Here is a 16264-nt window from a genome sequence, read left to right as displayed (position 1 = left end):
GTTATCGTCAACAATCCGGGCCTTTCGGCCCTCCGGGGCCGGGCGTTCGTCCGCCCGGCCCCGGGGCCCACGACCTCCCGTCAGGGCACGTCGTACGCGACGACCCGCGACGCGGTCCGCGTGACGCCGTCCTCGACGACGCTCGCCGTGAACACCGCCTCGCCCGGCTCGAGCGCGCCGCGCACCCTGAACGCGACGTACGCCGACGCGCCCGGCGCCACGTCCTCGAACGTCTTGTCACCGTGCGGGCTCGTGACCTCGACGCGCATCGGCACGTCCTCGCCGTTCACCGCGCGCAGCGCGAGGTACGGCGTGCCGGCGAGCGAGCGCACCGTCGCCGTGGCCTCCACGGCGACGTCGGCGCCCCCGACGAGCGGGTCGCCCGCGACGGGACCGCCCGGGCGCACCCCGAGCTCACGCACGACCGGCGCCGCCCCGCCCGGGGCGAAGAGGACGCGCACGGCCGACACGTCGCCGTCGACGACCGCCTCCTGGAAGCTGCGCTCCGGGTCGAGGGCGCCGAGCGTCCGCCACCCCGACGCCGTGCGGACCTGCAGGTCGCCCGCGACCGAGCCCACGACGACGACGGAGCCGACCTCCTCGTCCGGACCGACCTCCCGGGTCAGGTGGGAGCCCTCGACGGGCGCCGTCGCGGCCACGAACGCCGTGGTGACGTCCGCGTCGACCGCGCTCCCCGGGACGGACCCGGGTGCGGCCGCGAGGTCGGACGTGAGGCCGCCGTCGGGCGCGTAGACCTGGACCTCGCGGATCTTGACCCACTTGCCGCCCGGGTTCGCCGCCGTCGCGACGAGCCGGACGTACCGCGCCGGCACCGGCTCCGCGGGGGCGGCGTCGATGCGGGGCGCGGTGTCGTACTCCCCGAGCGTCGTCCACGACGACCCGTCCGCGGAGACCTCGAGACGTGCGTGGTAGATCATGTCGCCCGACGTCGCGGTGTCCGAGTCGGACTGGTGCACGCGCACCGCGCCCACCGGCACCACCCGGCCGAGGTCGAGCGTGACCCCGGTGCCCACGGCGGGTGCGCGGTCGGACCAGTAGAGCGAGCCGAGGTCGCCGTCCGTCATGCGCGCGGGCACGTAGTCGGAGTAGGTGCCCATCGTCGTGCTCGCGGTCCCCGGGTACGGCACGGTGCCCGCGAGCGGGACGGCGTCGAGCCACGCGTGGTACCGCGCGCTCGCGGCGTCGACGAGCTCCTCGAAGCGGCCGTCGCCCACGGACGGCACGATGACGTCCGGCGTCACCACACCGCCCACGAGGTCGGACACGGCCGGCTCGAGCGCGGCCGCGCGGTCCTCGGCCGCCGCGAGCACCGCGTCGGTCGCGGCCTCACCCCGGCGCGCGCGCAGCGCGGTGAGCGCGTCGACGTGGTGGCTCGCGGCGCGCGCCCACGCGGCCGCCGCCTCGATCCACGGCAGGGCGTCGTCGTAGAAGCCCGGCTCGGCCATCGTCGCGAGCGTCTCCGGCAGCGCCTCGACCGTCGCGAGACGGTCGAGCAGCGGCTGGGACGAGACGTCCTCGCCCGCGTCGTACGCCGCCCAGAACGCGTCCACGTCCGCGGACAGCGCCGGCGCCGTCTGCGACGACGGGCGGTACGGCTTCCAGCTCTGGTTGAGGTCCACGAACGTCGCGAGGGCCTCCTGCACCTGCGGGTCGGGACCCGCGAGCTCGACGACCGCCGCGTCGAGCGACGCCGCGGCGTCGTACGCCGGGCCGTTCCACGTGTAGTCGCCGTACCCGGCGAGGGAGATGAGCGAGGCGTACGGCTGGATCATCGGGTTGGACGTGAAGCCGTCGACGAGCTCGTGCAGGCTCGGGTCGCGCCCGTCGAGCGGGTTGAGGAACAGGCGGTCGCGCTGGCCGTCGTTCACGGGGAAGTTGTCCCAGATGTACAGGTGCTCGGTGCGGTACGACCGCGTCGCGCGCTGCGTCGACTCGTACGTCACCTGGTCGGAGAAGACGCCCTCACCGGTCCACTGGATGCGCACGGACGGGTCCACGTTCTCGCCGAACCGGGCCTTGTACGGGTCCTCCCCCGAGCCGCTGTAGTTCGTCGGCACGGTCTGCAGCGGCTCGAGGCCGAGCGGCTCCACGTACTCGTCGACGAGCCGGTTGAGGTAGAACGCCTGGGCGTCGGCCAGGTACCGGAAGTTCGACGCCGTGAAACGTGCGCGGTCCTCGGCGCAGTGCAGCGTGAGCGGGATGTCGTCGAGCGCGACGTAGAACGACGTGACGCCGAGCGCCCGGAGCTGGTCGAACTTCGCGGTCGTCGCGTCGAGGTCCGCGTCCGACGAGTAGCAGACGTCGTTCCCCGGGGACAGCGCGAACGTGAACTTCACGTGGTGCTCGTTCGCCTGGTCGACGAGCTCGGCGATCCGGTCGAGCTCGTCCTGCGGGTACGGCTCGCGCCAGCGGTAGCGCAGGTAGTCGTCGTCCTTGGGCGTGTACACGTACGTGTTCATCTTGTGCTCGCCGTAGAACGCGAGCTGGTCGAGGCGCGCCTCGTGCGACCACGGGATCCCGTAGAAGCCCTCGATCGCGCCGCGCACGCTCATGAGCGGCCAGTCGCGCACGCGCACGCCCGGCACGGTCCCGTCGGCCGCGAGGCGGCGCACGGTCTGCACGGCGTAGTACGTGCCCGTGGCGTCGGCGCCCTGGAGCACGAGCACGTCGGCGTCGTCGACGCGGCCCGTCGCGACGACGTAGCCCTCCGCCGGGAGGTCCTCGGCCCCGGGCACGCCGAGCGCCGTGAGCGCCGACGCGGTCGCAGGGTTGTCCGCCGCGGTCCCCAGGAGGACGGTCACGACGCCGGGCACCACCTCGGTCGCCGCGGAGACGGTGCCGCCCGCCGCCTCGACGACCTCGACCAGGGCGCGCCGGGCCGGGCCGTCGGTGTCCTCGCCGACGACGACGGCGACGTCGCCCGCGAGCGCGACCGGGACGCCGTCCTCGGTGAGCTCCTGCGGCGTCGGCAGGAGCGCGGCGCCCGCGGAGGCCGCGCTCGACGACGTCTCGTCCCCGGGCGGTGGTGGCGCCGGGGGTGCGGCCCCCGCCGCGACGGGGGCGACGAGCCCTCCGCCGGTCAGGGCGGCCGCGACCGCGAGGGTGAGGAGTCGAGAGGTGGCCATGCTGTTCCCTTCGGTGGTCCGCGGGCGGCGGTGCCCGCGGTGCTGCGGGACGCCCGGCGGCGTCGGCCGCGCGTCACGGTCGCCGGACGGGCACGGGCGGGGCCGGACCCCGGCCGCGCCCGCCCGGCTGCGCTGGGGTCAGGAGCTCCCGTACGCCGCGGCACGCGTCACGGTGCGGACGTGACCGTCGCGGACGACGGTGACCGTGACCGTCGCCTCGCCCGCCGTCACGGGGCCGCGCGCGTTGAACGCGACGTACGCCGAGGCGCCGGGCGCGACGCCCGCGAAGGTCCGCGACCCGTACGGGGTGACGATCTCGACGTCCGCAGGGACGTCCTCGCCGTTGAGCGCGCGGACGGCGACGTACGGGCTCCCGGCCAGCGAGCGGGTGGTGGCCGAGACCTCGACGTCCACGTCGCCCACGGGCACCTCGTCGGCGACGACGACGCCGTCGACCTCCCAGCCCTGCTCCGCGAGCCGCGCGACGGCCGCCGCGTTGCCCGGTGCGGCGAGCACGGGGGCCGCGCCGTCGCCCCACGCGACGAGCCGAGCGGGCGCGGAGGCCGTGCCGTAGCCCCACAGCTCGAGCGGCTCCGCGCACGTCGTCCCGGCCCGGACGTGGACCGTCGCGCCCGGCGGGAGGTCGACCGACCGCAGCTGCCCGAGGGTGCGCATCGGGTCGTCCTGCGTCCCGGTGCCCGGGCGGTCCGCCGAGCAGTCGAGGTAGTACTCCGTCGGCGCGGCGACCGCCGTGCCGCTCGCCCCGTAGAGCGACACCCCCGACAGCACCGTCTCGCCGCGCGCGCTCGTCACGCGCACCCGCACCTCGCTCGTCGTCACCGGCGAGCCGAGCGCCACGATCTTGCGGTGGCCCACCGTCCCGCTGGCCGCGACCTGACGCCACGCGCCGTCGACCTTCGCGTCGACGGCGAAGGCCCGCACCTGCTGGCCCGCGTCCGCGATGTCCTCCGACACCGCGACGCGGTCGATCGTCACGGCACCGCCGAGGTCGATCTCGACGGACCCCGTGCCGTCGGCGGGCAGCGCCACGCCGGTGCGCAGGTCGCCGTCGACGACGGCGTCGGCCGGGCTCCCGGCGGCCACCGCGTCCGCGCCGACCGCGAGGTCGACGGGCATGTCCTGGCGCAGCCGCGCGTTCCACTCCGCGAGCCGCGCGACGTCGGCCTGCGGCAGCCGGCCATCGGTGTCCGGCGGGACGTTGAGCAGCAGGACGGAGTTGCGGCCCACGGACTGGTAGTAGATGTCACGCAGCTGCGCGACGGACTTCGGCGACTGGTTCGCGTGGTAGAACCAGCCCGGCCGGATCGACACGTCGACCTCGGCGGGCCACCACGCGAGCGCGCTCGCCCCGCCGCTCGCGACCGCCGCCGCGAGCGCCGCGTCGGAGCCGAGGTCGGGCGCGGACGCGCCGGGGAGCACGTTCGGCCGGCCGTCGGAGCCGGTGCTCACCGGGACCGTGGACCACTCGTTCTCGCGCGCGAGCCCGCCCTCGTTGCCCACCCAGCGCACGTCGGGGCCCGTCACCGCGATCGTCGCGTCCGGCATGAGCTCGCGGATGAGGTCGTAGTACGCGGGGAAGTCGTAGTCCTCGTGGTAGCCCGCGGGGATGCGGCCCTGAGCGCCGTCGAACCACACCTCGTCGATCTCGCCGTACTGCGTGAGCACCTCGTAGAGCTGGTTGAGGAAGAACGCCCCGTAGTCGGTCGCGTCGTAGGAGAACGTCGGCAGGTCCTGGCCCGCGCGGTCGTCGCCCTCGACCAGGGTCGGGACGGTGCGCGGCGTCTTGGGCGACCCGTTGGCGAACACGCCCTGGTGGAACTGGTTCTCGTCCGCCGGGGAGAGGTAGACGCCGACCCGGAGCCCGTACCGGCGCGCGGACTCCGTGAAGTCGCGCAGGACGTCGCCCCGGCCGTCGCGCCACGAGGAGGACGCGACGTCGTGCTCGGTGTAGCGCGAGGGATACAGCGTGAAGCCGTCGTGGTGCTTGACGGTGAGGATCGCGATGCGGAAGCCGTTGTCGCGCAGCGTGCGCGCCCACTGGTCGGTGTCGAGAGCGGTCGGCTGGAACAGGTCCGGGTCCTCGTCGCCGTAGCCCCACTCCTGCCCGGTGAACGTGTTGACGCCGAAGTGCAGGAACGCGGTGCGCTCGGCCTCCTGCCACGAGAGCTGGCGCTCGGTGGGGCGCAGCGCCGAGGCCTTGGCCAGCACCGACTCCGCGCACTCGCCGGGCGTGACCTCGATGCGGTCGGCGGGGTCCACCTCGACCGGGTCGCACGGGGGCGGCGGGGTGAGGGTGACGTCCTGGTAGGCGACGACGTCGGTCGAGAAGGCGCCCGAGAAGGTCGCGAACCGCGCGGCCGTGACCGTCCCGACGAACCCGCGCCCGAGCGCGGCCGCGTGCACGTCGTTCCCGACGCCCACGAGCCCGCGCGTGCCGGAGGCGAGGGTGGCGCGCCCGGTCGTCGCCGTCACGGTGGGCAGCTGCTCCTCGTCGAGGAACGCGTAGACGCTGGCGCCGCTCGCGGCGTCGGGCACGTACACGAGGGACAGGACGTGCTCGGCGCCCGCGGCGGGAGCGTCGACGGCCGCGACGTGGGACGCCCACGAGCCGGTCGCGTCGGAGTCGAACCCGTAGCGCAGACGGCCGTCCTGGTAGCGCGCGGAGAAGTTGCCCCCGACGGCGAGCAGCGTGCCCATCGTGGCCTGGCTCGCGCCGGGCGTGAACCGGGTCTCGACGACGAACGGCACGTCGGCGCGCGTCGTGCCGAGCGCGACGTCCGGCGCGAGGAGGTGCGCGCCCTGCGTCCCGCCGCCGAGGGCGAGGCCGGACGCGCCGACGGTCTCCGTGCCGGCCCGGCGCTCGACGGCGCCGGCGACGGTCTCGCCCTCCGCGGGTACGTACGCGGCGCCCTCGAACGTGCCGGCGAACCCGACGTCGAGGACGTCGGTCACCTGGAGCACGTCCTGGTACGCGAGCAGCGCGGTGTCGAACTCGCCGTCGAACGTCGCGAGCCGCGCGGCCCCGACGGAGCCGGAGAGGCCGCGCGCGAGCGCCTGCGGGTGCACGTCGTTGCCGAACGCGACGTCGCCGGACCGGGAGGGGTTCAGGGTCGCGCGGCCGCCCGCCGCGGTGACGGGCGCCAGCTCCGACCCGTCGAGGAACGCGCGCAGCGTCGCGCCGCCGCCGGGGAGCGGCACGTACGCGAGCGCGAGCGCGTGCGCCTGGTCCGCGGACGGGACGTCCGTCGTCGCGGCGTATGCCGTCCAGGCCGTGCCGGCGTCGTGCTCGAACCCGTAGCGCAGCCGCCCGGACTCGTAGCGGGCGAAGAGGTTGCCGCCCACGCCGACGACGGTCGCGAGGCTCCCCTGCGCCGCGGCGGGGGTGAACACGGTCTCGACGACGAGCGCCGTGTCGAGGGTCGTGGTGCCGAGCGGCAGGTCGGCCGGCGTGAGCTCGACGCCCTCCTGGCCCCCGCCGAGCACGACGCCCGTGCCGAACTCGAGCGACTCGGCGCCGGTGCGACGGCGGAGCTCGCCGCTCATCGTCTCGCCGGTCGCGGCGGTGTAGGAGTCACCGGAGGAGAACGCGCCGCTGAAGGTGACGTCGAGGTGGGTCGTGGGCTCGGCCGCGCTCGCGGTGCTCGGGACGGTCGTGGCGACGCTCGTGAGCAGGAGCGCGGCGAGCGCCGTGACCGCCGCGGCCGGGCGCGAGCGCCGCGCGCGGGTGGTGCGGGGACGTACCAGGGGCATGACGATCCTCTCGTACGGGCCCGCGTTGCGGGCCGGAGATGGGTCGACGCTGCCGGACGCTTCCCGTGGGCCTGTCCGATGGCCTTTCATCAGACATCTGTTGTCCGAGATCGAATCATGTGCGCCGTCTCGTGTCGAGCCGCACGTTCGCGTGGCCGGCGCGGTGGGCACGTGCGGGGGCCGGCCGGCACCGGCCCCCGCACGTGGTCCGTCAGCCGCGGCTCAGCGGCAGCTGAGAGCGGCGAACTCCGCGTGCACCGTCCCCGCGGACGACTCGACCTCGGCGGTCCCGGCGTCGACCGCCTTCGCGCGCGTGGCGAACGACTGGTACGCCGAGGCGCCGGGGGCGACGCCCGTGACGGTGCGCTCGCCGAACGGCGTGCGCAGCGTCACGTCCACCGGCGCCGTCCCGGTGTTCCTGGCCGTCACCGCGACGTACGCCTTGCTCCCGAGGCAGCGCGGGGCGGCCTGCGCCGTGATCGTGGAGGGCGCCGCGAGCGGCGCCACGTCGACCGCGATCTTCGCGGCCGTCGTCCACGGGTTCCCGTTGACCTCGCGCAGCGCCACGAGCTTGACGTAGCGGCCCGGCGTCGGCGCGAAGCCGATCGTCGAGGGCGTGCCCACGTTCGGCAGGGTCCCGGTCGCGACCGGCTCGCCCCAGGTCTCGCCGTCGGCCGAGACGTAGATCTCGTACGCGCCGATGCGGCCGTTGGCGACGCCCGCGTTCGTCCCCGTGCGCGGGGTGTAGGTCAGACCGAAGATCTGCTGGTCCGCACCCGTGTCGAGCGAGATGTGGTGCGGCGGCGTCGGGTTGGCCGCGCTCCACTGCGTGTGCCAGAACGTGGCCGGGTCGCCGTCGATCGCGTTCGTCGCCCGGCCGTTCTCGCCCTGCGTCTCCTCGCTGTCGACGTCGATCACCGCGACGGGGCGCGTCGGCTGCTCGGTGCTCACCGCGACGAGGTCGAGCGTCGCGCCGGCCGACCGCTCCTGGCCGTCCGTCGTCCACGAGATCGCCACGGGGACCGTGCCGCGGCCCCAGGTGCCCGTCGACGGCGCGACGGAGAGCGTCGCCGACGCGGACTCGCCCGGGGCGAGCTCACCGAGCTCCGCACCGCCCTCGACGGTCCAGCCCGCGGGCGCCTGCGCACCCACGACGAGGCCCTCGAGCGGCGCGTCCGTCGTGTTCTCGACCGTGACGGTCGCGGTCGCCGCGGCGCCGGGAAGGACGCGCGTGGCGTCGACCGTCACGTCGACCGCGACCGCGGCCTCGACCGCCCACCGCGTGCTCGTCACGTCCGGCGGGAGCTGGACGACGGCGCCGTCCTCGTCGACCGCGAGGAGCTGGCGCGTCGAGGCGTTGACGACCTGCAGGCCGTCCGCGTCCTCGAGGAGCTGCCACTTCTGGATGTTCGACGTCCCGCACGCGGACGCGACCACCGGGACGCCGATCTCCACGGGCACACCGAGGCGGCGCTTGCCGTCGACGACGTCGAGGCACAGGCCCGTGGCCGTCGACCGGACCGTGTAATAGCCGTCGTCCGTCGCGGTGAGGACCCACGCGTCGCGGACGTCGGCACCCGCCGCGAGCGCCCCGGACGACGTCGCGCCGAGCGTGCCCGCGCCGGTCGTCAGCGTGTACGCGCCGTCGGCGACGGGCGTGCGGTCCACGTTCTCCCAGCCGAGCGGGCGGCCGACCGAGCGCGCGACGCTCTCGAACTCGGCGTACGTGCTCTTCGCGTACTCGGCGGTCCACGTCGTCTGCGCGATGAAGCGCAGCGGCATGAACATCTCCTCCTCGACCGAGTTCTCGGTCTGCGCGGCCGCGCTGTCCGGCCACAGGCTGACCTTGGCGCCGGTGAGGCCGGGGTGCGACGGGTCGACGGTGCCGCCGTAGAAGTCGCCCACGTCCCAACGCTGGTCGTAGAGGTTCTTCGTGTTCATCTTGAGCCCGCCGCGCACGAGGTACAGCGAGTACGACGAGTTCATCACCGGGTGGCCGGCGTCGAGCAGCGCCTGCGGGCTGACGGGCGTGCCGAGCCAGTGCTCGACGACGATGTCGGAATCTACCGGCTGGGTGTTGCGGCCCACGAGGCCGTCGTTCCAGATGCGCAGCGTCTTGCCGTGCTCGGTCTTCACGTACTCGTTGACGTCGTTGACGAACTTCACGAACGCGTCGTCCGGCGTGGCCGACGGGCCGTAGAGCGACTTCGCGTAGGCCTCGATCTGCGGGAAGTTCTGGAAGCCGGTCGAGATCATGTACTCGTCCGCGCCCATGTGCCAGTAGTCCGACGTGAACACGCCGAGGTACTCGTCGAGCAGGTCGGTGTAGAACTCGAACGCCTCGGGCGTCGTGATGTCGAGGCGCACCTCGTCCCGCACGCCGTTCTTGTCCACGAGCTGGAGCTCGGGCTTGTTCTCGAGCCAGATCTCCAGGTGCCCCGGGGAGTTGATCTCGGGGATCACGTCGATCCCGAGCGCGGTCGCCTTCTCGACGACGCGCCCGAGCTGCTCCGGCGTGTAGTAGCTCCACGTGGCCGTCTCGGGGTGCACCGAGCTCTTGAGCTTGAGCTCGACGAGCAGGTAGTTGAGCTTGAGCGACGCCATCTCCTCCAGGAGGCGGTCGATCCACTCCTCCGAGACGTTGATCTGGCACGCGCACAGCGTCACGCCGCGCTCGGCGTACTGCGGCACGTCGACCGTCGACCCCGCCGGGAGCGACGTCTGCTGCACGAGCATCTGCGCGAGCGTGCGCGTGCCGTAGAACGCGCCCTGCGCGGTCGCACCGACGATCGTCACGCCGTCCGCGTCGATCGTCAGCGCGTAGCCCTCCTCGCCCAGGTCGGTGCGCGTGGCGTCGAGGTCGAGCGCGACGGCGCTCGGGGCCGTGGCGTCGGCCACGACCGGGACGTCCTCGCCGAGCAGCTCGCCGAGCTCGCCCGCGAGGAGGTCGGCCGCGCCGTCGAGCGCGCCGTCGCCGCCGGTGGCGACCTGGGTGCCGGGGACGAGCGTCCACGACCCCTCGCCGTCGGTCCAGTCGCGCAGCGACGGGATGACGTCGGGCAGGGCGGGGTCGGCGGCCGCCTCGACGGCTGCGGGCGCGACGGGCGCTGCGGTGGCGGCGACCGGCACGGCCAGCGTCGCGACGAGCACCGCCGAGAGCGCCGCGCCGACGGTTGCCCGCCTCGGCCGGCGGTGGCGGGATGGTTTCCGCATTCTTCGATCTCCTTCGATCCAGGTGGGCCTCGACCGTCGGACGCGGCGAGGGCGTTCAGGGGTGTCGGCGGCGGTGCCGGTCACCAGTATGTATGACGTCAGACATCATAGGATTCGCGGGCTCGGTGCCGATCCGTCCTGCGACGGAGCGGGGAGGCCGCGGGGTCGGGCCGGTGCCGGTCACCCCCAGTAGTGACCGGTACCGGCCCGTGCGCGCACCGCGCGCGGTCCCCGCTGCAGGCACCCAGCGAACCGGCTGCAGGGATCGTGCGCCGTCGAGGACCGCCCCGAGGGGCGGGGTGCGGGGACGCGGCGTCGGTCAGTCGCGCGTGCCCGCGCGCTGCGTACTGCTCATGGCGCTCCTTCTGACGACTCTGTGCGGAGGGGGGGGACCATGCTGTGCGTGCGCGCTCACTCTGACACAGGGTTGATATCCATAACAACCCCTAGAGCCGTGTTGTCTTCAGCCTAAGCGCGCACCAGGCTCTCGCTCCGGCAGGCATTGCCTGTTATCGTCAACAACGAATCCGCACCGCGTGCGGTGGTGCGGCGGCGGGGCACGGTCCGTCGCGTCCACTACGCTGCCGGGCACGCGGACGTGCACCCGACGAGGAGGTCCCGTGGTTCCAGCGTCACCGCCCGAGCCGTCGCCCCGCGGCCGAGGCCCCGCGATGGCGGACGTCGCGCGCGTCGCCGGCGTCTCCGCGCAGACCGTCTCGCGCGTCCTGAGCGGCCACCCCAACGTCAACGCCGTCACGCGCGCGCGCGTGCGCGCGGCGATCGAGGAGACCGGGTACCGGCGCAACAGCCTCGCCCGGGCGCTCGTCACCGGCCGCACCCGGACCCTCGGGGTCATCACGCACGAGACCGACTTCTACTCGGGCGGCGCGCTCCTCCTCGGCATGCAGACCGGCGCCCGCGCCGCCGGCTACTTCGTCAGCACCGCCTCCACGTCCTCGCTGTCGTCCGCCGCGATCGAGCAGGCCGCCGCCCGGCTCCTGGACCAGGGCGTCGACGGCCTCGTCATCGCGGTCCCCGTGCGGGACGAGGGCGCGCTCGCCCAGGTCACGCGCGACGTCCCGACCGTGGTCGTGGACGGCATGCGCTCGCTCGCGACGGAGATCGTCGCCGTCGACCAGGTCGAGGCCGGCCGCCTCGCCACCGAGCATCTCCTCGGCCTCGGGCACACGACGGTCTGGCACGTGTCCGGCCCCGAGTCGTGGAACGACGCGCTCGGCCGCTCGACCGGGTGGCAGACGACGCTCGAGGAGTCGGGCCGCGACGTCCCGCCCGTCCTCTACGGCGACTGGACGCCCGAGTCCGGCTACCGCAACGGCCTCCTCCTCGGCCGGCTGCCGGAGGTCACCGCCGTGTTCGTCGCGAGCGACGAGATGGCGTTCGGCGTCGTCCGCGGACTGACCGAGCTGGGCCGGCGCGTGCCCGAGGACGTGTCCGTCGTCGGCATGGACGACATCGCCCTCGCGCCGTACGCGGCACCGCCCCTGACGACCGTGCGCCAGCCGTTCCACGACATGGGCCGACGCGCCGTCGAGCACGTCGTCGCGCTGGTCACGGACCCGCAGACGGTCCACGAGCCCGAGGTCGTGCGCCCCGAGCTCGTCGTCCGGGCGAGCACCGCTCCCCCGCCGGCCTGACCCACGACCGGGCGAGCCGCGGCGCGTGAGCCGCGCCTGACGCCGTCGGCGGGATACGCCGAGCGGACGAGCAGAAGTCCGCCTCTGGGAGGACACGCCGGGGTCGCCCGGCGCGTACGCTGCCTGATGGGTCGCACCCGGAGGCAGGGGGAGACGCTCGACCGACGAGAGTCCAGGCCGCCGCCCGACCCAGGACGACGCCATGAACATGCTCACCTGGACCGCACTCGACGCCTCGACCTGGCGCGCGCTCAACGACGCGCGCGAGTACGTCGCGCGTCAGGACGACGACGGCACGTGGACCCTCGACGGGCCCCGGCGCAGCTGGGCAGCGCTGCCGAGCCTCGAGCTCGCGCAGGAGGTCGCGGCGCTCGCCGAGCAGGTCCACCACGACGACGACGCGCTCGCGACGTACCTCGTCGTCACCGCGAGCGGAGCGCGCCGCGGGGAGCCGTTCGGCGCTGCCGACGACGGCGCCGCGCTCGACGTGCTCCGGGCGCGCCGGCGCGCGGGGAACCTGCCCCTCGCCCCGTTCCGCCTCGAGACCGGCGACGGTCGCGTCGTCGGCGCGTGGGACAAGGCCACCGAGCTCCCGTCCGCCTGAGCGCGACCGCCCGCCGGGTGCCTCCACGACGACGGCGCGGCGCCCGCCCGGGCGACACCCGCCCTGGTGACCCGCTCAGCCCCGGGCGGCGGGCGTCGTCGCCCGACCCCGGACCACGTCGGCGAAGGGTCCGCGCACGAAGACCTCGTCGGCGAAGCGCTCGCCCATGATCCGGTGCGTCTCCGCGTCCGGGTGCAGGGCGTCGGTCAACGGCCGCAGCGCGGCGTCCTCCTCCCCGTACAGGACGAGGCCGTCGAGGTGGTGCAGGTTCGGGTCGTCGGCGCGACGCTCCTCGACGATGCGCGCGATCTCGGCGCGGACCGTCGTCAGGGTCAACCGCCCGCCCGCGACGTCGGCCGGGTCGCCGGTCGCCCGGAACGCGACCCTGCCCTCCGCGAGCGCCTCGAGGTCGAACGCGCCGGGGCCGGGGGTGGTCTCGTGGATCGCGCAGAAGATCGGCGACACGACGAGCAGGGGCGTCGTCGGGTGGCCGTCGCGGATCGTGTCGAGGAACCCGTGCATCGCGGCCCGGAAGGCACGCATCCGCATGAGGTCGGCGTTGACGAGGTTGATCCCCATCTTGACGCTGATGACGTCGGCCGGGGTGTCCCGGATCGTGCGCGCCAGGAACGGGTCGAGGAGCGCACTGCCACCGAGGCCGAGGTTCGTCAGGTCCACGCCGGCCCGGCGCGCCGCGACCACGGGCCAGACGCCGGTGGGCCGGGCCGCGTTGGAGCCGTGGCTGATCGAGCTGCCGTGATGGACCCAGCGCGGCCGTGCGTCGGGCACGGGCGCGACGGGGGCGTCGGCGCGGACGTCGACGACCTCGACGATCTCGTTGTGAGGCAACCAGAGCTCGACGTCCTTCGCCCCCGGTGCGAGACCGTCGAACGTGAGGGTGAAGTCCTCCCCCTCGTCCGACGTCGTGCTTCCCGTGGCCATGTCGACGACGGTCGTCGAGCCGCCCGACGTCGTCGCGTGCGCGACCGCCTCCTCGTCCACGACGAGGTCGACGACCCCGTCCGGGCGCGGCGGCACGCCCGTGTACGTCACGCGGGAGCGGAAGCCGACGACCTGCACGGCCGTCGCCGCGGTGCGCAGGGCGACACGCACGCCGGAGGGCTGCGCCTCGACCATCGAGAGCTGCGGGTCGGCGGCCTGGGACACCGCTCGCTCCGGCAGCCGGTGCGGTGCGACGCCGCGGGCGGTGCGCTCGAGGCGCGCCGCGCCCCGCACGTACTCGTCGGTCAGGGGGACGGAGGTCCAGGTGTGCTCGGTCATGGGTGCTCCCGTGGCGTGGACTCAGGGGAAGGATCAGGCCCTGTCGACAGCAACCGGTCCCTGGCGTCGACGACGTGCGGCCAGGCGCGGGCGGCGTGCCGTCGGCCCGCCGCGAGGTCGCGGTAGGCGTTCATCGTCGCCACCGGGGCGTCCCGCCCGGCGCGACAGGCGATCGCGTCCGCGTCACTGCGTGCTGCCCGCCCCCTGCCGGTCGGGTCCGATGCCGTGGGCGCCCGCGGCGTGGTCGACGATCGACGTCAGGACCGTGAGCGCCTCGGCCGCGCGCTCGGGCGTGAAGCCGAAGGTCTCGCAGATCACCGGGTAGATCCCGGTGGCCTGCTCGCGCAGCGCGTCACCCTCGGGAGTCAGCGACACGATGACGGTCCGCTCGTCCTGGTCGCTGCGTCGCCGGGTCAGGAGGCCGCGCTGCTCCAACCGCTTGAGCAACGGGGTGAGGGTGCCGTAGTCGAGCTGGAGCCGGGCGACGAGGTCGCGCACGGCGCTGTCGCCCTGTTCCCAGAGGACGGCGAGCACGAGGTACTGCGTGTACGTCACGCCCAGCGGCTCGAGCAGCGGGCGGTACACGGCGGTGACCGCGCGTGCGGCGGCCTGGAGGTTGAAGCACACCATCTCGTCGAGCGGTACGGAGCCGCCCTGCTGCTCGGTCACGGTTTTCACGCTACCACGAGGTAAGCGTGCGCTATTGACTCGTGCACGAGGTAATGGTGTGCTAGGTAATCGAGCACGAGGCACGTCGAGAGGTCACCGGCGACCCGCCAGCGACCGACCCGACGGCTCCGCGACATGAGGTGCGCAGCACGCGAGGAGACCCGTCATGTCCAGGACCGAACGCACGAGCATCCGTGACGTCGCGCAGGGAACGACGGCGGAGAGACCCCGTCGCGACCCGGATCCGCAAGCGCTCGCCGACTTCCTCGCCGTCCGGCCGCAGCTCGTCGGCGTCGCGCACCGCATCCTCGGCAGCGCCCCGGAGGCGGAGGACGTCGTCCAGGACGCCTGGGTGCGGTGGCACGGCACCGACCGGTCACGCGTCGTGAACTCGGCCGCGTTCCTCACCACCGTGGTGACACGCCTGGCCCTCAACGTGCGCGCCTCGGCACGGGCACGGCGAGAGACCGGCGTCGGGCCGTGGGTTCCCGAGCCGGTCGACACGTCCCCGGACCCGTCCACGTGCGCCGAACGCGTCGAGGCGATCCAGGTCGCGGCTCTCACGCTCCTCGCACGGCTCACGCCCGTCGAGCGCGCGATCTACGTCCTGCGCGAGGCCTTCGGGTACCCCCACCGTCACGTCGCCCAGATCCTCGACCTGAGCGAGGCCAACACTCGCCAGCTCGCACGACGCGCCCGAGCGCGGCTCGCCCAGCGCGACGCCGTCGCCGTCGACCCCCGCGAGCACCGGCGGCTCGTCGAAGCGCTCACCGCCGCCACGCACGAAGGCGACCTCGCGCGCTTCGAGCGCTTCCTCGCCGCCGACGTCCTCGCGAGCACGGAACAGCCGCGACGAGGACGCCCACGCACCGTCCGCCGGGACGTTCGGCGCGCCGTGTCCCGACCGCGCCGCGGGTCGCGCGCCCCGGCTCTCGCGACACCGCAGACCGCCGACGCCTGACCGCCAGGAGCGCGATCCGACCAAGGACTTCGGGAGCACGAGTCCTGCCTTCGTCACTGGCTCAAGGCTGCCGACGTCGAAGACGGCGTGCAGCAGGAGAACGACGCAGGAGTCGGCAGTGCTCCGTGAGCTCCAGCACTCCCCGTGCAGCGTGTGTGCAGGATTTCTGCAATCACGGCTGCACATCACGTCGACGGACTGCACGTCGACACAGACGCTGTTGACGTGCAGCGCAGATTGCGCAGACACGCCGCTGTACTTTGCGTGATCCCGGGCGTGTCGCCAGAGTCACGAAATCTAGGCTGCCCGCAGGGGTGGTGGGTGTCGGCCAGGACGTGACTACTGGCCCAGGCCTCCGGTCAGACGCTCGTAGATCCTCGCCAGAACCCCAGGCTGCTGCCGGGTAGGCTCCGGACCGGTCCCCTGTTCCCTCCGCCGTAAGGGCGCCGCTCGCTTCTCGAGGATCTCTTGGATCTTGGCCATTTCTTTGGCGACATGATGCACAGACTTCTTCACTGCGTAAGTCCGGGCGTTTATCTCAGACCAGTCCAGGTAGGAAACGTTGGTCTGGACCTTGCCGTCAACGCCGACGTACTCGAACGTCAGAGTCACGGAGTTCTCGTCCGCGAGGGCGGAGTGAGCCGCTCGCGCAGGCCCCCAGTCCCACATGGTGCGCCACCGTTGGCCCGGTGCAAGCGTTCCGAAGCGAGACGGGATAGCCACCGCGACGGGCGCCTTCTCCGGCCCGGCACCGCTCGTTCCACGCACGGGAACGCTCGCTCTCACACTGACATCTGTAGCGGCCGTTGTGCCGAAGTTTCCGATGACGATCTCGACCGCCTCCGGGATGTCGGGGTCCTGCTCAAGGTACGCAACAACCTGGGGTTTGTCCCGCGTCAAGCTGCTGGCAGGTTTTGGGTCTCGGGAAAGTTGGGGGTCAGCGGGTCGGCCAGGCCCAGGTGGA

9 protein-coding genes are annotated in these 16264 nt (G+C 73.7%); 3 read left to right on the top strand and 6 right to left on the bottom strand.

Annotated features, from left to right (window positions below; genetic code table 11):
• Window positions 1–80 precede the first annotated feature (80 nt).
• The 3 genes from GYH36_RS01235 to GYH36_RS01225 all read right to left on the bottom strand — a co-directional run bounded on the left by GYH36_RS01235 (window position 81) and on the right by GYH36_RS01225 (window position 10130).
• The gene (locus tag GYH36_RS01235) at window positions 81–3146 is read right to left on the bottom strand and encodes a glycoside hydrolase family 84 protein (protein ID WP_162288875.1); all 3066 of its coding nucleotides are present in this window, start codon (window positions 3144–3146) and stop codon (window positions 81–83) included.
• Window positions 3147–3284: 138 nt separating this feature from the next.
• The gene (locus GYH36_RS01230) at window positions 3285–6917 is read right to left on the bottom strand and encodes an alpha-L-fucosidase (RefSeq protein WP_162288874.1); all 3633 of its coding nucleotides are present in this window, start codon (window positions 6915–6917) and stop codon (window positions 3285–3287) included.
• A 222-nt stretch (window positions 6918–7139) separates the two neighbouring features.
• The gene (locus tag GYH36_RS01225) at window positions 7140–10130 is read right to left on the bottom strand and encodes a family 20 glycosylhydrolase (protein ID WP_162288873.1); all 2991 of its coding nucleotides are present in this window, start codon (window positions 10128–10130) and stop codon (window positions 7140–7142) included.
• Between the two features lie 620 nt (window positions 10131–10750).
• Here GYH36_RS01225 and GYH36_RS01220 point away from each other — a divergent pair.
• Together GYH36_RS01220 and GYH36_RS01215 are read left to right on the top strand one after the other, a co-directional pair.
• A complete protein-coding gene (locus GYH36_RS01220; protein ID WP_034604514.1) occupies window positions 10751–11785 on the top strand; it encodes a LacI family DNA-binding transcriptional regulator in 1035 nt (344 codons plus the stop codon).
• Window positions 11786–11987: 202 nt separating this feature from the next.
• Window positions 11988–12389, top strand: a complete 402-nt coding sequence (locus GYH36_RS01215; RefSeq protein WP_024840891.1) for a hypothetical protein — start codon at window positions 11988–11990, stop codon at window positions 12387–12389.
• Between the two features lie 75 nt (window positions 12390–12464).
• On the opposite strand, the gene GYH36_RS01210 is transcribed toward GYH36_RS01215, so the two are convergent.
• Window positions 12465–13670 carry an SGNH/GDSL hydrolase family protein gene (locus GYH36_RS01210; protein ID WP_162288872.1) on the bottom strand — a complete coding sequence of 402 codons (1206 nt, stop codon included), beginning with the start codon at window positions 13668–13670 and terminating at the stop codon, window positions 12465–12467.
• Between the two features lie 183 nt (window positions 13671–13853).
• On the bottom strand, window positions 13854–14339 hold the full coding sequence (locus tag GYH36_RS01205; protein WP_312028452.1) for a MarR family winged helix-turn-helix transcriptional regulator: 486 nt from the start codon (window positions 14337–14339) through the stop codon (window positions 13854–13856).
• A 166-nt stretch (window positions 14340–14505) separates the two neighbouring features.
• Between GYH36_RS01205 and GYH36_RS01200 the strand changes: the two genes are divergently transcribed.
• Entirely contained in the window at window positions 14506–15300 is a 795-nt protein-coding gene (locus GYH36_RS01200) for a sigma-70 family RNA polymerase sigma factor (protein WP_162288871.1), read from the top strand.
• Between the two features lie 339 nt (window positions 15301–15639).
• Here GYH36_RS01200 and GYH36_RS19175 read toward each other — a convergent pair.
• Window positions 15640–16264, bottom strand: a 625-nt coding sequence (locus GYH36_RS19175; RefSeq protein WP_203231471.1) for a DUF8453 domain-containing protein, incomplete at its 5' end; no start/stop codon positions are given.

The organism is Cellulosimicrobium composti (assembly GCF_010287905.1).
Taxonomy (GTDB): domain Bacteria; phylum Actinomycetota; class Actinomycetes; order Actinomycetales; family Cellulomonadaceae; genus Cellulosimicrobium; species Cellulosimicrobium composti.
The sequence above is the reverse complement of the archived record's forward strand: the minus strand, read 5'-3'. Positions and strand labels throughout refer to the sequence as shown.